At 66.2% G+C, this 21,117-nt stretch carries 20 protein-coding genes; 11 read left to right on the top strand and 9 right to left on the bottom strand.

Annotated features, from left to right (window positions below):
• Positions 1-8: 8 nt before the first annotated feature.
• Entirely contained in the window at positions 9-857 is an 849-nt protein-coding gene (locus V6M57_RS02970; RefSeq protein ID WP_332813482.1) for a LysR substrate-binding domain-containing protein, read from the bottom strand.
• Between the two features lie 94 nt (positions 858-951).
• Here V6M57_RS02970 and V6M57_RS02965 point away from each other — a divergent pair, with 94 nt between their 5' ends.
• The 7 genes from V6M57_RS02965 (at position 952) to rpmG (ending at position 7,276) form a co-directional block, all read left to right on the top strand.
• The gene (locus V6M57_RS02965; protein WP_332813481.1) at positions 952-2,217 is read left to right on the top strand and encodes a CaiB/BaiF CoA transferase family protein; all 1,266 of its coding nucleotides are present in this window, start codon (positions 952-954) and stop codon (positions 2,215-2,217) included.
• A complete protein-coding gene (locus tag V6M57_RS02960; protein WP_332813480.1) occupies positions 2,214-3,065 on the top strand; it encodes an enoyl-CoA hydratase/isomerase family protein in 852 nt (283 codons plus the stop codon). The genes V6M57_RS02965 and V6M57_RS02960 overlap by 4 nt, the downstream gene beginning before the upstream one ends.
• Before the next feature lie 17 nt (positions 3,066-3,082).
• Positions 3,083-4,261 (top strand): acyl-CoA dehydrogenase family protein, encoded by a 1,179-nt coding sequence (locus V6M57_RS02955; protein WP_332813479.1) that lies wholly within the window; start codon positions 3,083-3,085, stop codon positions 4,259-4,261.
• A gap of 25 nt (positions 4,262-4,286) precedes the next feature.
• A complete protein-coding gene (locus V6M57_RS02950) occupies positions 4,287-5,495 on the top strand; it encodes a CaiB/BaiF CoA transferase family protein (RefSeq protein WP_332813478.1) in 1,209 nt (402 codons plus the stop codon).
• Positions 5,492-6,673, top strand: a complete 1,182-nt coding sequence (locus V6M57_RS02945; protein ID WP_332813477.1) for an acetyl-CoA C-acyltransferase — start codon at positions 5,492-5,494, stop codon at positions 6,671-6,673. Before V6M57_RS02950 ends, V6M57_RS02945 begins: the two co-directional genes overlap by 4 nt.
• Positions 6,674-6,847: 174 nt before the next feature.
• On the top strand, positions 6,848-7,081 hold the full coding sequence (rpmB, locus tag V6M57_RS02940) for a 50S ribosomal protein L28 (protein WP_332813545.1): 234 nt from the start codon (positions 6,848-6,850) through the stop codon (positions 7,079-7,081).
• A gap of 24 nt (positions 7,082-7,105) precedes the next feature.
• Entirely contained in the window at positions 7,106-7,276 is a 171-nt protein-coding gene (rpmG, locus tag V6M57_RS02935; protein WP_055899695.1) for a 50S ribosomal protein L33, read from the top strand.
• 114 nt (positions 7,277-7,390) lie between these two features.
• Here the strand turns inward: rpmG and V6M57_RS02930 are convergent, their stop codons facing one another.
• From V6M57_RS02930 to purN, 3 genes are all read right to left on the bottom strand, one after another.
• Positions 7,391-8,605 (bottom strand): DesA family fatty acid desaturase, encoded by a 1,215-nt coding sequence (locus V6M57_RS02930; protein WP_332813476.1) that lies wholly within the window; start codon positions 8,603-8,605, stop codon positions 7,391-7,393.
• A gap of 148 nt (positions 8,606-8,753) precedes the next feature.
• Positions 8,754-10,019, bottom strand: a complete 1,266-nt coding sequence (locus V6M57_RS02925; RefSeq protein ID WP_332813475.1) for an RsmB/NOP family class I SAM-dependent RNA methyltransferase — start codon at positions 10,017-10,019, stop codon at positions 8,754-8,756.
• Between the two features lie 3 nt (positions 10,020-10,022).
• Positions 10,023-10,607, bottom strand: coding sequence for a phosphoribosylglycinamide formyltransferase (purN, locus tag V6M57_RS02920; RefSeq protein WP_332813474.1), 585 nt, complete (start codon positions 10,605-10,607; stop codon positions 10,023-10,025).
• Positions 10,608-10,764: 157 nt separating this feature from the next.
• On the opposite strand from purN, the gene V6M57_RS02915 reads away from it, so the two are divergent.
• Both V6M57_RS02915 and V6M57_RS02910 read left to right on the top strand, forming a co-directional pair.
• Complete coding sequence (locus tag V6M57_RS02915) at positions 10,765-11,946, top strand: acyl-CoA dehydrogenase family protein (RefSeq protein ID WP_332813473.1); 1,182 nt, start codon at positions 10,765-10,767, stop codon at positions 11,944-11,946.
• 10 nt (positions 11,947-11,956) lie between these two features.
• The gene (locus V6M57_RS02910) at positions 11,957-13,072 is read left to right on the top strand and encodes an acyl-CoA dehydrogenase family protein (protein WP_332813472.1); all 1,116 of its coding nucleotides are present in this window, start codon (positions 11,957-11,959) and stop codon (positions 13,070-13,072) included.
• 299 nt (positions 13,073-13,371) lie between these two features.
• Here V6M57_RS02910 and V6M57_RS02905 read toward each other — a convergent pair whose 3' ends face one another.
• The 5 genes from V6M57_RS02905 to V6M57_RS02885 all read right to left on the bottom strand — a co-directional run bounded on the left by V6M57_RS02905 (position 13,372) and on the right by V6M57_RS02885 (position 19,885).
• Positions 13,372-14,112, bottom strand: a complete 741-nt coding sequence (locus V6M57_RS02905; protein ID WP_332813471.1) for an ABC transporter ATP-binding protein — start codon at positions 14,110-14,112, stop codon at positions 13,372-13,374.
• Entirely contained in the window at positions 14,113-15,897 is a 1,785-nt protein-coding gene (locus V6M57_RS02900) for a branched-chain amino acid ABC transporter ATP-binding protein/permease (RefSeq protein ID WP_332813470.1), read from the bottom strand.
• Positions 15,897-16,934: a branched-chain amino acid ABC transporter permease gene (locus tag V6M57_RS02895; RefSeq protein WP_332813469.1), complete on the bottom strand. Its 1,038-nt coding sequence runs from the start codon at positions 16,932-16,934 to the stop codon at positions 15,897-15,899. The genes V6M57_RS02900 and V6M57_RS02895 overlap by 1 nt, the downstream gene beginning before the upstream one ends.
• Before the next feature lie 89 nt (positions 16,935-17,023).
• Positions 17,024-18,703 carry a CocE/NonD family hydrolase gene (locus V6M57_RS02890; protein WP_332813468.1) on the bottom strand — a complete coding sequence of 560 codons (1,680 nt, stop codon included), beginning with the start codon at positions 18,701-18,703 and terminating at the stop codon, positions 17,024-17,026.
• Between the two features lie 36 nt (positions 18,704-18,739).
• The gene (locus V6M57_RS02885; RefSeq protein ID WP_442968771.1) at positions 18,740-19,885 is read right to left on the bottom strand and encodes an ABC transporter substrate-binding protein; all 1,146 of its coding nucleotides are present in this window, start codon (positions 19,883-19,885) and stop codon (positions 18,740-18,742) included.
• Between the two features lie 100 nt (positions 19,886-19,985).
• On the opposite strand from V6M57_RS02885, the gene V6M57_RS02880 reads away from it, so the two are divergent.
• Positions 19,986-20,678, top strand: coding sequence for a TetR/AcrR family transcriptional regulator (locus tag V6M57_RS02880; RefSeq protein ID WP_332813467.1), 693 nt, complete (start codon positions 19,986-19,988; stop codon positions 20,676-20,678).
• A 54-nt stretch (positions 20,679-20,732) separates the two neighbouring features.
• Positions 20,733-21,053, top strand: coding sequence for a PaaI family thioesterase (locus V6M57_RS18500; protein ID WP_442968770.1), 321 nt, complete (start codon positions 20,733-20,735; stop codon positions 21,051-21,053).
• Positions 21,054-21,117 lie beyond the last annotated feature (64 nt).

Here is a 21,117-nt window from a genome sequence, read left to right as displayed (position 1 = left end):
GCCTCCTGTCAGCCGCGCGAGATCAGGGCACTGAACTTGCGGGCGCTGTCGCTGCAGTCGTTGACGCGCGAGTACAGGCGGTAGCTGATGGGAGGCAGGCTCGGCAGCGCCAGTTCCTGGTCGATGACCTTCAGGCCGGGGGTGAGGATCTCGATCGTGCGGGGCGTGATGCCCAGGCCTGCCCGCAACGCGGCGCGCACGCCCGTCAGCGTGGAGGTCTGGAACGCCGCGCGCCACGGTCGCTCCTCCTGGGCCAGCGCCTCCACCGCCATTGCGCGAAAAGGGCAGCCCGAGTCCACCAGCACCAGCGGCAGCGGCATGTTCTGCTTCACATGGAACCGGGCTCCCGCGATCCACACCACCGGCGATGTCCGCAGCACGACGTGGTGGAAATCCTCGTGCGAGGCCACGTCGAGCATCAGGTCGATGTCGCCGCGCCGGAGCGCCGAGGCCAGCCAGCGGCTGCGCCCCACCTGGATGTCGATCCGCAAGCCGGGGTAGGCCTCGGCGCACATCGAAAGGTACTCGGGCAGCAGGGTGTCGACCGCATCGACGCATGCGCCGACCTTGACCGGGTATTCGAACACCTCCTGCGTCATGGCGCGATACGCCTCGTCGTTGAGGATGATCATGCGGCGTGCGTACTCCAGCAGGCGCACGCCCTGGTCGGTCAGGCGCTTGTTGCGGCCCACGCGGCTGAACAGCTCGCAGCCGACCACCGCCTCCAGCCGCTGCATCTGCTGGGACACGGCGGCTTGCGTGCGGGCCACCTTCTCGGCGGCCTGGGCGAAGTTCTCCCGCTCGGCCGCGGCCACGAAAGTGCGCAGCAAGGTGAGGTCCAGGTTGCGAATTTTCATAAGCAAATTTTAAGTATCAGGCCGATTTCGCGGATTATCTAACTGGATCGCCGCTCTGCACAAACCTATGATCGGCTTCGACTCATAAGTTTTCATGGAATCCGCCCTGCCCGCGAACCCGACGTCCGGCCTGCACCTCGCCTATGCCGGACTTCGCGTGCTCGACCTTTCGCAAGGCGTGGCCGGGCCCTATTGCGCCCAGGTACTCCAGCAACTCGGCGCCGACGTCGTCAAGCTCGAACCGATCCAGGGGGACTGGAGCCGCACCATGGGCAGCGCGCGCGGCGGCATGAGCGCGCTGGCCATCGCCTTCAACCGCGGCAAGCGCAGCCTGGCCTGCGACGTGCGCCGGCCCGAAGGCCAGACCATCCTGGTGGCCCTGGCCGCCCAGGCCGACGTCGTGGTGCAGAGCTTTCGCCCCGGCGTGGCGGAGCGCCTGGGGGCGGGCTACGCACAGGTCAGCTCGCGCAACCCGGCGGTGATCTACGTCTCGATCTCCGGCTTCGGGCTGACCGGACCCTACGCCGCGCTGCCGGCGACCGACTCCGTGGCACAGGCCGTGGCCGGCATGGCGCGGACCAACGGCACGCCCGACGGCTCTCCCGCAGGCGCGCGCCCGTACGCGGCCGACATCGTGAGCGGGGTCTACGCGGCCAACGCCGCGGGTGCCGCGCTTTTCGCCCGCGAGCGCAGCCCCGACTACCTGGGAACGCACATCGACGTCAGCCTGCTGGCGTGCCTGGCCGCCTGGCAGAACTGCCTGCTGGTCGAGCACGCCTGGAACGGCGGGCTGCCGCCGGGCCCCGCCACCGTGCCCCAGGGCTTCTACGAGACGCAGGACGGCCACATCGTGCTGGTGGCCCTGGACGACCGGATGTTCGCCGCCATCGCCGACGTGCTGGAGCGGCCCGACTGGCTCGCCGACCCGGCGTTGCGCAAGGCCGATGGGCGCAAGGCGGCGGCAGCACAGCTCAACCAGCAGATCGCGGCCGTCGTGCGCACCCGCCCCTCCGCCCACTGGATCGAACGCTTTGCCCGCGCCAACGTGCTGGCGGCACCGGTCGCGCGCCTGCCCCAGCTGGCCGACGATCCGCAGGTGCGGCATCTTGGCCTGCTGCAGCCGATACCGTCGCCGGAAGGCGGACCCGGGTCGCTGCCCTTCGCCGGGCTGCCCGGCGTGGCGCCGGGCGCCCACCCCGCCACCGAAGGCGTACCGGCCATCGGGGGCCACAGTGCCGAAATCCTGCGCTCCCTGCAGTACGACGAAGCCTCGATCGCCCGGTTGGCCGATGCCGGCGTCATTGCCGTCGCAACGGCTGCCGGCCGATCCGTTTTCCATCCACCCACCGACCTGACATGAGCATCGCCAGACCCACTCCAGCGGCCGACGCCCCGCTGCGCATCTTCCGGCACGACGCCGTGTTCCACATCGAGTTGAACCGGCCGCAGGCGCGCAATCCGCTCGGCGCCGAGATGGTCGCAGCGCTCGGCGCGGCGATCGACGAAGCCGAAGCGGACCGCACCGTTCGTGCGGTGCTGTTCACGGCCGCCGGCGATGCCTTCAGCGCCGGCGGCAACCTCGGCAATCTGCAGGAGCGGCTGCAAGCCCCCGCCGGGCCTGACGGCAAGGACCCGATCGCCGCCGGCAACCGGCTGTACGGGGACTTCCTTGCACGGCTGGCCTCCTCGGACAAGGTCAGCGTGGCCGCGGTGCAAGGCCCGGCCATGGGCGGTGGCGCCGGGCTGGCCTGCGCCGCCGACATCAGCATCGGTGTCGCGTCCGCGCGCTTCGGCTTTCCGGAAGCGGCCATCGGCCTCGTGCCCGGGCAGATCCTGCCCTTCGTCGCTGCCCGCATCGGCGTGCAGGCGGCGCGCCGGCTGATGCTGACCGGCGAACGCATCGATGGCGCCGAAGCGCATCGACTGGGCCTGCTGGACTACCTGGTGCAGGACGCCGCCGAGCTCGCCAGCCGCACGCGCGCGATCCTCGACTCCGTGCTGGCCTGCGGCCCCGCGGCCAGCGCCGGCACCAAGCAGCTGCTGCGCCAGGTTGCCAACCGTGCCGACGGACACGGCAGCGACCTGGGGCGCTACCTCGACGAGGCCTCCACGCTGTTCGCCCGCCAGATGCGCACGGAAGCCGTGGAAGGCGTTGCGGCCGCGCGCGCCAAGCGCAAGCCCGAATGGGCCGTTTCCGCGGCGATCTGAACGAAAGGGAGACTCCGATGACCCACTCCGGTCGCAGCACCCAAGAGGTGGACCTCGATGCCATCCGCGAAGCGGTCGCCGCACTGTGCGAGCGTTTCGATGACGCCTACTGGCTGCGCAAGGACACCGAAGGCGGCTTTCCCGTCGAATTCCACCAGGCCGTCGCCCGGGCGGGCTGGCTGGGCATCTGCATGCCCACCGAACTCGGTGGCGCCGGCCTGGGCATGCGCGAGGCGGCCCTGCTGGTGCAGACCATCGCTGCTTCCGGCGCAGGCATGTCCGGCGCCTCAGCCATCCACATGAACGTGTTCGGCCTGCAGCCCGTCGTGGTGTTCGGCAGCCCCGAGCAGCAGGCGCGCATGCTGCCGCCCCTCATCGCCGGGCGCGAGCGCGCCTGCTTCGCCGTGACGGAGCCCAGCGTCGGCCTGGACACCACCCGGCTGAAGACCCGGGCGGTGCGCGACGGCGATCACTATGTGGTCCATGGGCAGAAGGTCTGGATCTCCACTGCCCAGGTCGCCGAGAAGATGCTGCTGCTGGCGCGCACCCGCCCGATCGAGGAATGCGCCCGTCCGCAGCACGGCCTGTCGCTGTTCTACACCACGCTCGACCGCGCCCGGGTGCAGGTGCGCGAGATCCACAAGATGGGGCGCACCGCGGTGGATTCGAACGAGCTGTTCATCGACGGGCTGCGCATCCCGGTGGAGGACCGCATTGGCGAGGAAGGCCGAGGCTTCGAGTACATCCTGCACGGGATGAATCCCGAACGCATCCTGATCGCAGCGGAAGCCGTCGGCCTCGGGCGGGCGGCGCTGCGCAAGGCCGTGCAGTACGCGAAGGAGCGCGTGGTGTTCGACCGGCCCATCGGCACCAACCAGGCGATCCAGCATCCGCTCGCCGAACGCTGGATGCAGCTGGAAGCCGCCGACCTGATGGTGCAGCGCGCCGCGGAACTCTACGACGCCGGCAAGGAGTGCGGCGCCCAGGCCAACAGCGCCAAGTTCCTGGCCGCCGAAGCGGGCTACCAGGCCTGCCTGACCGCCGTCATGACGCATGGCGGCTTCGGCTACGCCAAGGAGTACCACGTCGAGCGCTACCTGCGCGAATCGCTGATCCCGCGCATCGCGCCGATCAGCCCGCAGATGATCCAGTGCTTCATCGCCGAGAAGGTCCTGGGCCTGCCCAAGTCGTACTGAGATGCATCGGAAAGGAGACAAGACCATGACCGCTCTGGAAGGCCTCAAGGTCGTCGATCTGTCGCGCGTGCTGGGAGGCCCGTTCTGCGCACAGATCCTCGGCGACCACGGCGCTCGCGTGATCAAGCTCGAAGGCCCGGCCGGCGACGAGACGCGCACCTGGGGTCCCCCGTTCAAGGACGACATGGCGTCGTATTTCGCAGGCATCAATCGCAACAAGGATGCCATTTGCGTCGATCTGTCCCGGCCGCAGGGCCGGGAAGTGCTGTTCCGGCTGCTGGAGGACGCCGATGTCCTGATCGAGAACTTCAAGACCGGAACGCTGGAGCGCTGGGGAATGGGGTACCGCGAGGTGCTGGCCGAGCGCTTTCCGCGCCTGATCCACTGCCGGATCACCGGCTACGGCGACTCCGGCCCGCTCGGCGGAGTGGCGGGCTACGACGCGGCGGTCCAGGCCATTTCCGGCCTGATGAGCATCAATGGCACCCCCGAGGATCCGCCCACGCGGCTGGGCGTTCCCATCGTCGATGTCAGTACCGGCCTGAATGCGACCATCGGCATCCTGCTGGCGCTGGCCGAGCGCACGCGCAGCGGCCGTGGCCAGCAGATCGAGGCGACCCTGTTCGACTGCGCCCTTGCCTCGCTCTACCCGCACTCGATCAACACGCTGTTCACCGGCCGCCCGCCGCAACGCTCCGGCAACGGCCACCCCAACATCGCCCCCTACGACAGCTACGCCACCCGGACCGAACCGATCTTCCTGGCAGTGGGGAACAACGGGCAGTTCTCGCGCATGTGCGAAGCGGTCGGCCGGCCCGACCTGCCGGCCGACCCGCGATTCGTCACCAATGCCACCCGCGCCGTGCACCGCTTCGAGCTGCGCAAGGAGCTGGAATCGGCCTTCAGCGCGTTCGACGCCGCCAGCCTGTTCGAAAAGCTGATCGCCATCGACGTGCCGTGCGGCGTGATCCACAACGTGGTCGAAGCGCTGGCCCATCCGCATACCTCGCACCGGCAGATGATCGCGGAGGTCGACGGACACCGCTCCGTGGCCTCCCCGATCAAGCTCAGCCGCACGCCGGCCAGCTACCGCAGCCGGCCGCAGCAGATCGGCGAGGCCACGGTGCGCGTGCTCGAGGAGGCGGGACTCGACGCGGAAACGATCGAGAAGCTGCTGGCCGCCGGCATCGTGCACCAGGCAGACGCTACCGCGCCAGAGGGACCGGCCCGATGAGCGCGGATGTCGTCATCGTGTCGACGGCGCGAACGCCCATCGGCAAGGCCTACCGCGGCGCGCTCAACGACACGCTGGGCACCGAACTCGGCGCGCACGCCATCCGTCACGCCGTGGCGCGGGCGGGGTTGGAGCCGGCCGAGGTCGAAGACGTGATCCTCGGCACGGCCCGGCCGGAAGGCACCACCGGCATGAACATCGGCCGCACCTCGGCCCTGCGCGCGGGCCTGCCGGTGCAGACGGCCGGCGTCACCGTCAACCGCTTCTGCAGCTCCGGCCTCCAGGCCATTGCGATGGCCGCCGGCAGCATCCGCCAGGACGGTGTGCCCATCGTCGTGGCCGGCGGCCTGGACGCCGTCAGCCTCACCGTCAACCAGCACACCAACGTCTACCGGCAGCGCGACCCATGGCTGCAGGAGCAGGTGCCCGGCCTGTACCACACGATGATCCAGACCGCCGAGACGGTGGCCCGGCGCTATGGCATCACGCGCGAGCAGCAGGACGCGTACGGGCTGCGAAGCCAGCAGCGCGCGATCGCGGCGCGGGACGCCGGCGCCTTCGCGCAGGAGATCGCACCGCTGGCCACCCGCAAGCGGATCGCCGGGCAGGGCGAGGAGCCCGACAGCTTCGCGGACGTGGAGCTGGTCCATGACGAGGGACTGCGGGCCACCTCGGCCGAGCAGCTGGCCGCGCTCAAGCCCGTGCTCGAGGGCGGCACCGTCACGGCCGGCAATGCCAGCCAGCTCAGCGACGGCGCCTCCGTCTGCGTGCTCATGAGCGGCCGCCTGGCCGAGCAGCGCAACATCGAGCCGCTGGGCATCTTCCGGGGCTTTGCCGTGGCCGGCTGCGCGCCCGACGAGATGGGGATCGGCCCGGTGTTCGCCGTGCCGCGCCTGCTGCAGCGCTGCGGCGTGCGCATGGAAGACGTCGGCCTGTGGGAAATGAACGAAGCGTTCGCCGTCCAGGTGCTGTACTGCCGCGACCGCCTGGGCATTGCGGACGAGCGCCTGAACATCCACGGCGGAGCCATCGCCATGGGCCATCCGTTCGGCATGTCGGGGTCCCGGCTGGCCGGGCACGCGCTGATTGCCGGCAAGGCCGTCGGTGCCCGCTACGTGGTCATCACCATGTGCGTGGGTGGCGGCATGGGCGCGGCCGGCCTGATGGAAGTCGTCTGAGCAGCGCCGGCCGGCCGAGGCCACTATAATGCTCGGTTTTGCTGACTGCAGCTTGGGAAAGCCGCAAGCCGGCGATGGGTTACCGCCACCCTACTGGCGAGGTGAGGCGGTCGCGAGGCTGCGGCGCAAGCACAGCAGCCGCCAGTGACCGCCGTCGATGCGAATGGAGTGCTCATGGCACGCGTCTGCGAAGTGACGGGCAAGGGCCCGATGGTGGGACACAACGTCTCCCACGCCAACAACAAGACCAAGCGCCGGTTCATGCCGAACCTGCAATACCGCCGTTTCTGGGTCGAAAGCGAGAACCGCTGGGTGCGCCTGCGCGTGTCGAGCGCCGCGTTGCGCCTGATCGACAAGAACGGCATCGACAGCGTGCTGGCGGACCTGCGGGCCCGCGGCCAGGCTTAATCCCGATTACCGAAGGAGCGCACCATGGCCAGCAAAGGCGGACGCGAAAAGATCAAGCTGGAGTCCACGGCGGGCACCGGCCACTTCTACACGACCAGCAAGAACAAGAAGACGATGCCCGAGAAGATGTCGATCATGAAGTTCGACCCCAAGGCTCGCAAGCACGTCGAGTACAAGGAAACCAAGCTGAAGTAAGCGGCTGCACCGCTGATTCAGCTTGTCCCCGCGAAAGCGGGGACAAGGAAAAAAGCCCCGCATGCGGGGCTTTTCCTTTTTCAGCCGCCAGAAATGCGTATCTGACCCCGTTGCTCAGGCGTGCGCCGCCCGCAGCTTCATCGAGAACTGCCGCAGCGCCTCGATCCCGCTCTCCTCGGCACGGCGGCACCACCCCTGCAGGTCGGCGGCCAGCTGCTCGCGTGACTGGGAGGTGTTGAGCCACATCTGGCGCAGTTCCTCGCGCATGGTGACCATCTGGTCCAGGACGGGGTGATCGGCCCTGGCCTGCGCCAGCTTGGCGCGGGCCGACGGCGGCACGCGCTCGGCATCGCGGTGCAGCCAGCGCTTGGCGGCCTTGAGCGGCGACAGGTCGGCCTTCTTCTGCTTCAGCAGCGCGATCTCGGCCTTGCAGGCCCGGCGCATTTCGCGCCCATAGCCGGCCATCACCTCGTAGCGATGGGCGATCAGCGCCTCCAGCGTCTTCTCGTCGGCCACTGCCTGGACGGCGCCCAGCCGCAGCCTGGGCGGCACCTTCTTGACCCGGGCCCAGCCCAGCCGCTGCATCAGCCGGATGTAGACCCAGCCGATGTCGAACTCGTAGGGCTTGACCGAAAAGCGCGCCGAAGTCGGATAGGTGTGGTGGTTGTTGTGCAGTTCCTCGCCGCCGATCAGCACGCCCCAGGGCGAGATGTTGGTGCTGGCGTCGGGCGCCTCGAAATTGCGGTAGCCCCAGTAGTGGCCGATGCCGTTGATCACCCCGGCCGCGGTGACCGGGATCCACAGCATCTGCACGGCCCACACGGTCAGGCCGGCCGCGCCGAACAGCGCGAGATCCAGCAGCAGCATCAGGCTCACGCCGAGCACGCTGTGGCGCGCGTAGACCTTGCGCTCCATCCAGTCGTCGGGCGTGCCGTGACCGTACTTGGACAGCGTCTGCGGGTTCTTCGCTTCCTGCCGGTACAGCTCCGAGCCCCGCCAGAGCACCGTCTCGATGCCGCGCGTCTGCGGGCTGTGCGGATCGTCGGGCGTCTCGCACCTGGCGTGGTGCTTGCGGTGGATGGCCACCCACTCCTTGGTCACCATGCCCGTGCCCAGCCACAGCCAGAAGCGGAAGAAGTGCGAGGGGATGGGCCCCAGGTCCATGGCGCGGTGCGCCTGGGTGCGGTGCAGGAAGATGGTGACGGCCGCGATCGTGACGTGCGTGGTGACCAGCGTGTACAGCACGATCTGCCACCAGGACAGGTTCCACAGGCCGTGGGCCAGCCAGGCGATGGCCGCGTCGAGGACGGCCCACTCGGGGAGCAACATGGGTCGGGGATCTTTCAGGCAAGGGGCGGCAGGGTGCCGCAACCCATCCGATTGATTTTAGGCAAGGCGGTTCCGGGTCGGACGCAAATTCCGTGCTGGCCGCGTCATTGCCGGCCCTGCGTCCACTTTGCCGGCCAATGGCCGGGATTCAGGCCTTCTGCCAGACCGCCGCGAAGAAGCCGTCGGTGCGGTGCCGGTGCGGCCACAGGCGCAGGAACTGGCCGCCGTCGCCGCCGCTGGCCAGGCGGTCGCCTGCGACGCCCAGGTGCTGCAGGAGGCCGGCCACCGGCACCGGCCTGAAACCGGCGGCATCCGCGCTGAAGCCTTCGGCGACGGCTTCGTTCTCGTCGGGCAGGAAACTGCAGGTGGCATAGACCAGCCGCCCGCCGGGCTTGAGCAGCCGTGCCGCGCTGCGCAGGATGGCGGCCTGCCGGGCGGCCATCTCCTGCACCAGCGGCGGGCCCTGCCGCCACTTGAGGTCCGGGTTGCGGCGCAGCGTGCCGAGCCCCGAACAGGGCGCATCGACGATCACCCGGTCGATCTTGCCGGCCAGCCGCTTGATGCGGTCGTCCCGCTCGTGCGCGATCACCGCCGGATGCACGTTGCTGAGCCGGCTGCGCGCCAGCCGCGGCTTGAGGGCGTCGAGCCGGTGCGCCGAGGTGTCGAAGGCGTAGAGCCGGCCGGTGTTGCGCATCGCCGCGCCCAGCGCCAGCGTCTTGCCGCCGGCGCCGGCGCAGAAGTCCACCACCATCTCCCCGCGCCGCGCTTCCAGCAGCAGGGCCAGCAGTTGCGAGCCTTCGTCCTGCACCTCGATGGCGCCGCGGGCAAACGCGTCCAGCCGGTGCAGCGCCGGCTTGCCGCCCAGGCGCAGGCCCCAGGGCGAGTACGGCGTGGGCGCGGCCTCCAGCCCGGCCAGTTCGAGCTCATGGCGCACGTCCTCGCGCTTGTCGGTCAGCAGGTTGACACGCAGGTCCAGCGGCGCCGGCTCGTTCAGGCTTTCGGCCAGCGCCCAGAACTCGTCGCCGAGCTGCTGGCGCAGCGGCTGGGCCAGCCATTCGGGCAGGTTGTGCCGGTGCCGCTCGAGCAGGTCCCTGGCGTCCACCGCATCGCACTGGGCCAGCCAGCGCTTTTCCTGCTCGTCCAGGGCCGCGGCGAGGAAGTCGCGCGGGCCCGGGAAGCCGAGGATGGCCAGGCGGCGCGCCCTGGACCCGCTGCCGGACGCCGCCAGGTGCTCGAACAGCAGCTTGCGGCGCAGCACCGCATAGACCGTGTCGGCCAGCGTGGCCCGCTCGCGCGGACCCAGGTTGCGGTGCTCGCGGAACCAGCGCGCCACCACCGCATCGGCCGGATGCTCGAATTTCAGGACCTGCTCCAGCAGGTCGCCGCAGGCTTGCAGCAGCGCCTTGGGATGCATGGCTCAGAGCCCGGCCCGCAGCAGCGACTCGATGGCGCGGGGATAGATCAGGTGCTCCTGCGTCAGCACGCGCGCCGCCAGCGACTGCTCGGTATCGCCGGGCAGCACCGGCACCACCGCCTGCTCGAGGATGGGGCCGAAATCCAGCTCGGCGGTGACCTGGTGCACGCTGGCGCCGGCCACCCGGCAGCCGGCCTCCAGTGCGCGCCGGTGCGTGTGCAGCCCGGGGAACGCCGGCAGCAGCGAGGGATGGATATTGACCAGCCGGCCCCGGTAGCGCGCCACGAAGCCGGGGGTCAGGATGCGCATGAAGCCGGCCAGCACGACCAGCGCCGGACGGTGCCGGTCGATCGCGGCGGCCAGCTCGGCATCGAACGCCTCGCGCGTTTCGAAGCGCTTGTGGTCCACCACCTCGGCGGCAATCTGGTGCTCGCGGGCAAATGCCAGGCCGCCGGCGTCGGGCCGGTTGCTGACCACCGCCGCGACCCGCGCACCGTAGCGCTCTTCCCACCGGCCCTGGCGGGACGCGCGCACGATGGCCGCCATGTTGGAGCCGCCGCCGGAAATCAGGATCACGATGTTCTTCATGCCGGCGGCGATTATCCCCAGCCGCTGCGCCGCACGCCCGCGTTGGCCGGGGCCGGCGGCATGGATGCGAGCCGGCACGCTTTGTCGCGCCACGGACAGGCAAAAAAGCACGGGCGTGCTAGAAACGCGCATTGCACGAACGCCGGAGGCGAGCACGATGGATTTGGCTTTCACCCCCGAGGAACAGCAGTTCCGCGAGCAGGTTCGCGCCTGGGTGCGCGAGAACCTGCCGCAGGACCTCTCGACCAAGGTGCACAACAGCCTGCACCTGACGCGCGAGGACATGCAGCGCTGGGCGAGGATCCTGGGCCAGAAGGGCTGGCTGGGCTACGGCTGGCCGAAGGAATTCGGCGGTCCCGGCTGGACCGCGGTGCAGAAGCACCTGTTCGAGGAGGAGTGCGCACTGGCCGGCGCGCCGCGCATCGTGCCTTTCGGCCCGGTGATGGTGGCACCGGTGATCATGGCCTTCGGCAGCCCCGAGCAGCAGCGGCGCTTCCTGCCCGGCATCGCCAGCGGCGAGGTGTGGTGGAGCCAGGGCTACAGCGAGCCCGGCGCGGGCTCGGACCTGGCCTCGCTCAAGACCCGCGCCGAGCGCAAGGGCGACAAATACATCGTCAACGGCCAGAAGACCTGGACCACGCTGGGCCAGTACGGCGAATGGATCTTCTGCCTGGTGCGCACCAGCACGGAGGGCAAGCCGCAGACCGGGATCTCCTTCCTGCTGATCGACATGAAGTCGCCCGGCATCTCGGTGCGCCCGATCATCATGCTGGACGGCGGGCACGAGGTGAACGAGGTGTTCTTCGACAACGTCGAGGTGCCCGCCGAGAACCTGGTCGGCGAGGAGAACAAGGGCTGGACCTATGCCAAGCACCTGCTGTCGCACGAGCGCACCAACATCGCCGACGTCAACCGCGCCAAGCGCGAGCTGGAGCGCCTCAAGCGCATCGCGAAGGCCGAAGGCGTGTACGAGGACACGCGCTTCCGCGACGAGATCGCCAGGCTGGAGGTGGACGTCGTCGCGCTGGAGATGCTGGTGCTGCGCGTGCTGTCGGCCGAGAAATCGGGCAAGAACCCGCTGGACATCGCCGGCCTCCTGAAGATCAAGGGCAGCGAGATCCAGCAGCGGTATACGGAGCTGATGATGCTGGCCGGCGGCCCGTACAGCCTGCCCTTCATCCGGGAGGCCATGGAAGCCGGCTGGCAGGGCGACTTCCCCGGTGGGGCCGTGGGGCTGGCGCCGCTGGCCGCCACCTACCTGAACATGCGCAAGACCACGATCTACGGCGGCAGCAACGAAGTGCAGCGCGAGATCGTCTCCAAGAACGTGCTGGGCTGAGGAGGCAGGAATGGACTTCGACTTTTCCGACGACCAGGAACAACTGCGCGACGCGGTGCGCAAGTGGGTCGACCGCAGCTACGGCTTCGAGCGGCGCCGCGCATCGGTGCGCGCGGGCGGGTTCGACCGCGACACCTGGAGCGAGCTGGCCGCACTCGGCCTGGCCGGCCTCTACATCCCCGAGGCGCACGGCGGCATGGGCATGGGTCCGGTCGAGGCCATGGTGGCGATGGAGGAACTGGGCCGCGGCATCGTGCTGGAGCCGCTCGCGCAGGCGCTGGTCGCCGGCGGCGTGCTCGCCGGCTACGCGCCGGACGACCTGAAGTCGGCCTGGCTGCCCAAGGTGGCCGCGGGCGAAGCGCTGGTGGTGCTGGCGCACCAGGAACGCAAGGCCCGCTATCGGCTGGACGTGTGCGAGGCGCAGGCGGCGCAACAGGGCGGCGCATGGGCCGTGAGCGGCGCCAAGGGCCTGGTGCCGGCCGGTGACCACGCCGATGCATACCTGGTGCCGGCGATGGCGGGCGGCAGGATCGCGTTGTTCCTGGTCGAGCGCGCAGCCGGCGGCGTGGACGCGAAGGGCTATGTCACGGTCGATGGCAGTCGTGCCGCGGAAGTCCGCTTCGACCGGGCGCCCGCCACGCAGGTCACCAGCGACGGCCTGGCGGCGCTGGAGCACGCGGCCGACATCGGCATCGCCGCCGCCTGCGCGGAAGGCGTGGGCGCGATCGACAGGACCATGGAGCTGACCGCCGAGTACATGAACACGCGCAAGCAGTTCGGCGTGGCCATCGCCAGCTTCCAGGCCCTGCGCCATCGCATGGCCGACATGAAGATGCAGCAGGAACTGGCCCGCTCGATGAGCTACTACGCGTCGCTCAAGCTCAACGCACCCACGGCCGAGCGGCGCCGCGCGCTGGCCCGGGCCAAGTACCAGCTGAACGTCAGCATGCGCTTCGTCGGCCAGAACTCGGTGCAGTTGCACGGCGGCATCGGCGTGACCGACGAATACGTCGGCAGCCACTACTTCAAGAAGCTCACCCAGCTGGAGATGACCTGGGGCGACACCCTGCACCAGCTGGGCGAAGTGTCGGCGCGCATGCAGGACACGGCGGGGGTGTTCGCCTGACTCGCCGCGTTATTCCCGCGAAAGCACCCTAACCGCCATTCCTGCGAACGCGGCAATCCGTGTTCGACCCTGATGCCCGTGCGTATCGTGGATCCTCCGCTTCCGCGGAGGACACGGGTTGCCAATGTCCTTCTATCGGATAGGCAATCGCGCCAGGGGGCTGCAAGCCTCGACAGAGGTGGGATACACATCACTTTGTCCGAGCTTGGCCTCCACGGAGACGAAGTCCATCATCTGTTGCTGGACTTCAAGTCTCAAGCTGAAGAGCGGATCAAGGCAGAAACGCGGCATCGCTCTAGTTACGTGGCTCGACGTGCTCCCAAACCGAGGTAGGTTTCGATCACCCGGGGATCGTTGGCCAATTCGGCAGCATTTCCCTGCAATGACACAGCGCCTGTTTCTAGGACGTAAGCGAAGTCAGCCACGTGTAGTGCAGCTCGCGCATTTTGCTCGACTAGCAGGATTGAAGTGCCCGATCGCCTCAGGTTCGCGATGATCTCGAATATGTCCTTCACGATGCGTGGGGCCAACCCCAGGCTTGGCTCGTCGAGCATCAACAGCTTCGGGCGTGCCATCAGAGCACGACCGATCGCCAGCATCTGCCGCTCGCCTCCGGAGAGAGTTGCCGCTTGCTGGTTGCGACGCTCCTCGAGCCGCGGGAATAGCTGGAAAACGCTTTTCAGCAAGCCGTCGCGCTCCCTCGCGCTCTCGCGGCGAATGTAGGCGCCGAGCATCAGGTTGTCTTCGATGCTCATATCAGTGAAGAGTTCGCGCGTTTCCGGCACGAGGACCATGCCGCTGGCGACCATTTCCTCAACCTCTTCGTCCAGCCGCAGCTTGCCGTGATAGCGCAGCGTTCCGCTCACGTTGCTCAATAAGCCGGCGATGGCCGTCAGCAAGGTAGTCTTGCCGGCCCCGTTCGGGCCGATCACGGTGACGATCTGTCCGGCGCCCACTTTGATGTCGATCCCATGCAAAGCTTCTACCTTGCCGTATGAGACCCGGAGATCGGAGATTTCAAGGATCGGAGTCGGCTCCATTCATTCCACTCCGCCAAGGTAGGCTTCCAGCACGGCCGGGTTGCTTTGGATGTCCGCAGGGAGGCCCTCAGCGATCTTTCTTCCGAATTCCATGACGACAACCCGATCGGCGAGATTCATGAGGAACTCCATGTCGTGTTCGACCAGCAGGATGCCGAGGCCTTCGGCGCGCAGCTTGGAGAGCAGCTCCGCCAGCGCCTGCTTTTCGTTATGACGAAGCCCGGCCGCCGGCTCGTCGAGTAGCAGCAGCCGCGGGTCTAGGGAGAGTGCTCGTGCAATCTCCAGGACTCGTTGCTGGCCGAGCGGCAGCGTTCCCGCGTCGCGATAGAGTTGGTCCTTCAGGCCCACGCGCTCCAACTGGTTCGCGGCTTCTGCCAGAATGCTGCGCTCCTCGTCTCGCTCAAGCCGCAACGCTGCCGCAATCGGCCCCCGCCGACCGCGCGCATGTGCGCCGATCGCAACGTTCTCGAGGACCGACATGGCAGGCAGGATGCGAACGTGTTGAAACGTCCGGCTCATTCCGCGTATGGCAATCTCCCGTGCCGCAAGCCCATCAACCCTTTTGCCCAGGAAGAATACCTCACCCTCGGTCGCGGGAGCGACCCCGGAGATGCAATTGAACAATGTACTCTTCCCCGCGCCGTTGGGCCCGATCAGCGCGAGGATTTCGCCAGCGTGCACTGACAAGCTGACGTTGTCGTTGGCGACCAACCCGCCGAAGCGCTTGGTCAGGTTGCGCACCTGCAGCAGTTCGCGGCCATGCTGCTCGGGCGGGTTCCTTGGCATCGCAGGAGCGCTGGAGAGATTCTGCAGCTCCTTTCTGACCGAAACAAACAGACTGGGGAAAAGCGACAGCAAGCCATTGGGGGCCCATTGCAGCAGCGGAATCATGAGGATCGCGAACACCACCATTTCGTAGTTGCCGGTGGTGCCAAAGAGGCTCGGCAAGAGGTTCTGCAGCCACTGCTTCAAAGCCAGCACAAGTCCCGATCCGACAACGGCGCCCCACACGCTCGCTGCACCACCAACGACCGCCATGAATAGGTATTCGATGCCATATTGCAGGCCAAAAGGGGTTGCGTTCACGAACCGCTGCAGGTGAGCGAACAGCCACCCGGACAAAGCCGCGAACAAGGCGCCGGCCAGAAACGCGGCCATCCTGGACCGCGCCGTATCGACACCCATCGACTCTGCCATCAGTACGCCGCCTTTCAACGCCCGAATCGCCCTGCCTTCGCGGGAGTCGAGCAGGTTGGAGGTAAGCCACATGGCCGCGAACAGGATGACCCAGATGAGGAAGAAGAACTCCCGTCCGCTGCGCAGCTCATACCCGAGGAGCTTGACCGTCGGAATGCCGCTGATGCCGGTGTGTGCGCCGAGAAACTGCAGATTGCCGAACAGAAAATACAAGGCAATCGCCCACGCAATGGTGCCCAGCGGCAGATAATGTCCTGACAATCGCAACGTCAAGAGACCCAGGACCCAGGCCACAGCCAATGTCAAGCTGACGCCGAGGGCCAACCCTGCCCAAGGTGTTGTCCCCATCCAGGCCAGCCATACGGGCACATCCGCCGTGGTCAGCCAAGCCGTGGCATAGGCGCCAATTCCGACGAAAGCGGCCTGCCCGAAAGAAGTGAGTCCCGCGACCCCTGTCAGCAGGACCAAGCCGAGGGCGGCCAGTGCCGCCAAGCCGGTGTAATTCAGCAGCGTGACATAGAACTCAGGCAACGTCAGTGGCACGATGCTGATGGCCGCGACGAGTACGGCGATGGCCCAGCGCCTCATTATTGGTCCTCCAACGCATGCCCGGAGCGCAGCGAGCGCCACAAAAGCACTGGAATGATCAAGGTAAACACAATCACTTCCTTGAAGGCGGAAGAGTAGAAGGCAGCATAGGACTCGAGCAGGCCGACCAGGATGGCGCCAGCCGCCGCCAGCGGATAACTGACCAGGCCGCCGATGATTGCGGCGACAAACCCCTTCAAGCCGATGAGGAAGCCGGTGTCGTAGTAGGTCGTGGTGATCGGGGCGATCAGAATCCCCGAGATCGCGCCGATGAGGGCGGCCAGCGTGAACGCGCGACGCCCCGCCACTGCAGGCGGAATGCCCATCAGCCGGGCGCCCACCCGGTTGCTGGCGGTTGCGCGAAGCGCCTTGCCATGCATGGAGCGTGCGAAAAACTGGTGCATGAGAATGATCAGCACCAGTGAGGCGCCCACGATCATCAGCGCCTGTCCACTCACAGGGATGCCGCCGATGACCACGTCGGCATTCACGAAAGCCGGTACGCGGGACCCTTCAGGCCCAAAGAACATTAGTCCAAGGCCAACCAAAGCCAGGTGAACGGCAACGGCCACAATCAGCAGGACGAGGACCGAACTTTCGGAGATCGGTTGAAAGGCGAGCCGATAGATCATCGGGCCGAGCGGCACCACGACCAACAGGGCAATTGCAATCTGCGCGGCAAGTCCCAACGTTCTGAAATCGATGAACCAAAGCGCAGCGATTACGAGCAGCGGCAGCACGATGTTGCGTGCGATCGAGCCTGCTAGGCCCTTTGGCCGCCGGCGCCGCAGTGCCACGGCGGCGTCGACCAGCGCTACCGCAACTCCGATCACCAGCAGCAGGAGCGCAACGCCCGGGAAGCGTCCCGCTTGCAAATCCACGAGAGTTAGCGCGCCGAACGCGACGAACTCACCTTGCGGAAGAAATATGACCCGAGTCACCGTGAACAGCATGACGAGGGTCATGGCCAGTAGCGCATAAACCGCCCCTGCGGTAATCCCGTCCTGGCTGAGAAGCAGCGCGATATCAAAGGTCACGTGTGACGGTCTCCGGGGGTAATGAGCGAGGAGAACGACGGTCCTCCATGACTCGTCTGACGGAGCCTTCTGGCCCCGTCGGGCGAGGATCAGCGCGGGATGATCGGCAGGTTCAACCTGCTCTGGAATTTGCTGTCCCGGTAGATCTTGTGAGAAATCGTCTTCGCAGATCCGACGTGGTACGAAAAGGCAGCTCCCGGCAAATCGGCGCTACAGATTTCCAGGCGCAACTGGTGTCCCTTCCGGAAAACGTGCATGAATGGATAGAGCTCGATCGCGTACTCGTTGACCTCACCTGGAACAACAGGTGTTACAGCGGCCTCGCTATGGTCATGGAACGGCTGCCATGGCTTGCACCGCACCTCATCGAGCTTGCGATGCGACAGGCGCAAATGGCCGTGAGTCAGGGCGCGCTCCTTTCCGTTCGGGTCTGTGTCGTAGACAGTGGCCTTCAAGTACGAGTCCTCTGCATCGATTGAAGCGTACAGGTAAAGACTGATCGGTCCGGAGACTTCGGTGTCGCGCGACATTGGAGCGGTCGCATAGCTCACCGCCTTGATCTTGTTGGTGACCAGCAATGGTTCCTGGGTATAGCCGTCCGGCTCGATCTCGCCCCAAGTCTCCGGCTCCTTCATCAGGCGGCCGAAGCTGCGCAGGTAGTAGTCGGTCCACTGGGTACGCGCTACCGGCCACTCCTGCTCCTCGTGGTACTCGTCGTCTCCGGTGACGAACCACCGGATCGGCTTCTCCTCCATGACGCCGTTCTGCACCCCCTTGAACCAGTAGTCATACCAACGGATGATTTCGTCGTGATACTGCACGAACGGGCGATCCAGCCAGCCTGGCGGCGTGATCAGCATCTTCTTCGGGCCTTTCACTCCCTGCCAGATCATTCCGGGACCGCGCACAAACTTCGGGCCGCAGTTCGGGAATTGCCCCACACCGCAAAGCACCGGAATCTCGATCTTCGAGAGATCCGGACTCCACCAATATGGTGAATCGCTGTTGGGATTCATGAGGATGTCGAAGAAGATGGGATTCTTCTCGGGCGCCTGGAGAATGCTGTACAGCAAGTTGTACTGCCGAATTCCCGGGTCGCTCATTCGCTCGTCCAGGCGCCGTTCGTATTCTTCCTTCGACAGGTGTTTCTGCGACCACGATCGGTAGTTGCCCTTTGTGTAGCCGTGCCAACTTAGCGTCGAGTGCCGCCCCGTCAGCAGCTCCGTGTAGAACGCATCGACGACACCCCCGTGATAGCAGGCAAGATACTGGTCCGTGGTCGCCTCGAGGGGCGCGATTGCCTTCAGATGGGGCGGCCGCGAAGAAGCAACAACGAGCTGGATGGTCCCGTAATAGGAGATACCGATCATGCCTACCTGACCGTCGCACCACGGCTGTTGCGCGAGCCACTCGACCAGGTCGTATCCGTCCAGCGATTCCTGCTCGGAGTACATGCTGAGGTATTCGCCTTCGGACTTGCCGCTGCCGCGCGTGTCGGCGATCACGTGCACATACCCACGTGGGACGATGTAATTGGTGTCTCCCGCCTCGATGCATGCATCTCCCAGCGTCGATGCCGGCATCGGTTGCGGATACATCAGGCGCTGCGTCGACTTGCCGTAGGGCGATAGCGCGAGCAAGACCGGAAATTTCCCAGCGGCGTCCGGACGATAGACATCGATGGACAGCTTGACGCCGTCTCTTAGGGGAACCGAGACGTCGCACTCCGTCTTGATGCCGTATTTCGGTTCAGATGCTGACTTTTTCATTGGACCATTTCTCTCTCTGTCAGTTGGGGTTGGCGTTCAACGAACGAGCTCCCAGGTGCCGTTCTTCACCTTGACCAAGACTCGCGCGCGACTGTCGGTGCCGTTATGGTCTTTCGGTCCGAGGTTGAAGACGGCGTGTGTGCCGACCAGCTCCTTGGTGTTCTCAAGCGCGTCGCGGAGCGCGTTTCGAAATTCGGCAGTGCCCGGTTTCGCCTTCTTCAGTGCTTGCGGAATTGCGTTCTCGAGCAGGAGAACGGCGTCCCAACCGTGTCCCGCAAAGGCGTTCAGCGTCCCTTTGCCGTAGGTCGCTTCGTACGCCTTCTTGAACTCGACGCCAGTTTTCTTCAGCGGGTTGGACTGAGGGAGCTGATCGACCACGACGAGCGGCCCGGTAGGCGCCAGCGCGCCCTCGACTGACTTCGCGCCAACCCGGATGAAGTCGTTATTGACGACGCCGTGGTTCTGGTAGATCGGACCTTTGTAGCCGCGTTCGACCAGCTGGATATGCGGCAATGCGCCGGGAGTTCCGGCTCCACCGAGCACGACGGCGTCCGGTTTTGCTGCGACAGTGCGCAGCACCTGACCCTGGACTGACGTGTCGCTACGCGCGTACCGTTCGCTGGTTAGCAGCTTGATACCGGCATTAGCCATGTGCTGCTTGAGCGCCTTTTCGACGTTCTCGCCCCAATGGTCGCCAAAGCCGATGTAACTGGCTGTCTTCACCCCGTTGGCCTTCATGTGCTCGACGACCGCTTCCATCATGATCGGCAGGGGCTGGGCAATGGAAAACACCCACTTGAAGGCGCCCTGCGGAATGTCGATCGGAGCCCCGCAGATCTGCGGAGTGGACGATTCGGCAGCGACTTCAGCAATCGCCATGCAGGTCCCCGACAGGGTTCCGCCAAGGATGACGTCGACCTTGTCCTCGCTGACGAACCGGCGCGCATTCCTTGTGGCGTTGGACGGATCGCTGGCGTCGTCCAGCAGAACGAGCCGCACCGGCTCGCCGGCGATGGTTTTCGGCATCATTGCATACGCGTTCTTGTAGGGAATGCCCAGCGATGCACCGTTGCCGGTGGCGCTCACGCTCACCCCGACCGTCACCTCAGCCAGTGAGCTGGTAGTGACTAAACCCATGAAGACGAAACCGAGCAAAGCGGCAGACGAGGATCGACGAGGCATGACGGGCTCTCCTTTGAGACGCGGGAGTGATCAGTTTACTTAACTCCACGAAAAAAAACAAGCCAGAAGAAAAAATTTGAACCCATGTTAACCTAGAGCGATGGAACTTCCCCCTCAAGTCCAAACCAAGAGCGCATACAAGCAGGACAAGCGCGACCGACGCATGCAGGAGGTCCTTGACGCTGCGGCCCACACCTTCCGGCTGAGTGGCTATGAAGCAGCGACCATGCAGGACATTGCTTCGCGCCTGGGAGTGAGAGCGACGGCGCTTTACCATTACGCGCCCTCCAAGGAGCGGCTGCTGGAGGAGATCTGCGAAACGGTTGGCTCGCACTACAACCGGAGCCTGACAGAGATCCTGAACAGCGGGACGAGCGCCCCCGAAATGCTCCGGCGCGCCATCGCCATGCACCTCCACCCCGATTGGTTCAATCACGCGGGCGCCTTCGCCTTCAGCCGCGGCAACCTTTCGGAGGAGGCGAGGCATCGCCTCGGGGTGATGGCGAAACAGAACCTCCAGCTGTGGACTCAGATGATGCGGCGCGGCATTCGGGAGGGCACCTTGCGACCCGACCTCGACTGCGAGCTAGCTGCAGCGAGCGTGCTGGCCATGTGTAACGGCATCATCGGGATGCTGGAGGGTATGGCACCGACGGACATCACTGCCATGTGCGAGAAGCTCACCTCCTATTGCGTCAACGGCATGCAGGCCGTCAGCGAACCACATGGCGCAGCGAAGCCCCAACCGCCCAGGCTGGCGAGGAAGAGTCCTGGCCGCGCAGCGACCAAGTAGACACCAAGGACGTGCATTTTTGGGCTGACACGCTCACACGCGCTTTACCGTGCATTGGGCACTCGGGTGGACTACTGTCGTGATGGGAGCGCCCGCTCCACGGTCACTCCCACCGAGAGCGCCTGCTGGCCGTGGGTCGAGCGGCCACACGGCGGCGTGCTTTTCGCCATTGCCGATTCAACCATGGCGTGGGCAGCGATGTCGCTGACCAAAGTGGGCGAAAGCGTCGCCACAGTGGATTGCAGTATCCACTACCCTGCGCCTGCTGCACTCGGCCCCTTCACCTGCCATGCCACGAGTGCGCGCAAAGTCGTACGCACTATATTCATTCGTGCGGAGATCGTTGGTTCTCGAGGCACCATCGTCGCGCTCTGACAAGGCACTTTCCGCGTCATTGGATCGCCCGATATGCACGATCGGCTATCTGTGCCGCAATGCA

Source organism: Ramlibacter sp., assembly GCF_036676645.1.
Taxonomy (GTDB): domain Bacteria; phylum Pseudomonadota; class Gammaproteobacteria; order Burkholderiales; family Burkholderiaceae_C; genus Ramlibacter.
Note: the sequence above shows the minus strand (reverse complement) of the source record. Positions and strands in the feature narration are given on the sequence as shown.

Excerpts from the sequence above, each read along its gene's own strand:
- V6M57_RS02970 (WP_332813482.1), bottom strand. The coding sequence starts at position 857 with ATGAAAATTCGCAACCTGGACCTCACCTTGCTGCGCACTTTCGTGGCC.
- V6M57_RS02965 (WP_332813481.1), top strand. The coding sequence starts at position 952 with ATGGAATCCGCCCTGCCCGCGAACCCGACGTCCGGCCTGCACCTCGCC.
- V6M57_RS02960 (WP_332813480.1), top strand. The coding sequence starts at position 2,214 with ATGAGCATCGCCAGACCCACTCCAGCGGCCGACGCCCCGCTGCGCATC.
- V6M57_RS02955 (WP_332813479.1), top strand. The coding sequence starts at position 3,083 with ATGACCCACTCCGGTCGCAGCACCCAAGAGGTGGACCTCGATGCCATC.
- V6M57_RS02950 (WP_332813478.1), top strand. The coding sequence starts at position 4,287 with ATGACCGCTCTGGAAGGCCTCAAGGTCGTCGATCTGTCGCGCGTGCTG.
- V6M57_RS02945 (WP_332813477.1), top strand. The coding sequence starts at position 5,492 with ATGAGCGCGGATGTCGTCATCGTGTCGACGGCGCGAACGCCCATCGGC.
- rpmB (WP_332813545.1), top strand. The coding sequence starts at position 6,848 with ATGGCACGCGTCTGCGAAGTGACGGGCAAGGGCCCGATGGTGGGACAC.
- rpmG (WP_055899695.1), top strand. The coding sequence starts at position 7,106 with ATGGCCAGCAAAGGCGGACGCGAAAAGATCAAGCTGGAGTCCACGGCG.
- V6M57_RS02930 (WP_332813476.1), bottom strand. The coding sequence starts at position 8,605 with ATGTTGCTCCCCGAGTGGGCCGTCCTCGACGCGGCCATCGCCTGGCTG.
- V6M57_RS02925 (WP_332813475.1), bottom strand. The coding sequence starts at position 10,019 with ATGCATCCCAAGGCGCTGCTGCAAGCCTGCGGCGACCTGCTGGAGCAG.
- purN (WP_332813474.1), bottom strand. The coding sequence starts at position 10,607 with ATGAAGAACATCGTGATCCTGATTTCCGGCGGCGGCTCCAACATGGCG.
- V6M57_RS02915 (WP_332813473.1), top strand. The coding sequence starts at position 10,765 with ATGGATTTGGCTTTCACCCCCGAGGAACAGCAGTTCCGCGAGCAGGTT.
- V6M57_RS02910 (WP_332813472.1), top strand. The coding sequence starts at position 11,957 with ATGGACTTCGACTTTTCCGACGACCAGGAACAACTGCGCGACGCGGTG.
- V6M57_RS02905 (WP_332813471.1), bottom strand. The coding sequence starts at position 14,112 with ATGGAGCCGACTCCGATCCTTGAAATCTCCGATCTCCGGGTCTCATAC.
- V6M57_RS02900 (WP_332813470.1), bottom strand. The coding sequence starts at position 15,897 with ATGAGGCGCTGGGCCATCGCCGTACTCGTCGCGGCCATCAGCATCGTG.
- V6M57_RS02890 (WP_332813468.1), bottom strand. The coding sequence starts at position 18,703 with ATGAAAAAGTCAGCATCTGAACCGAAATACGGCATCAAGACGGAGTGC.
- V6M57_RS02885 (WP_442968771.1), bottom strand. The coding sequence starts at position 19,885 with ATGCCTCGTCGATCCTCGTCTGCCGCTTTGCTCGGTTTCGTCTTCATG.
- V6M57_RS02880 (WP_332813467.1), top strand. The coding sequence starts at position 19,986 with ATGGAACTTCCCCCTCAAGTCCAAACCAAGAGCGCATACAAGCAGGAC.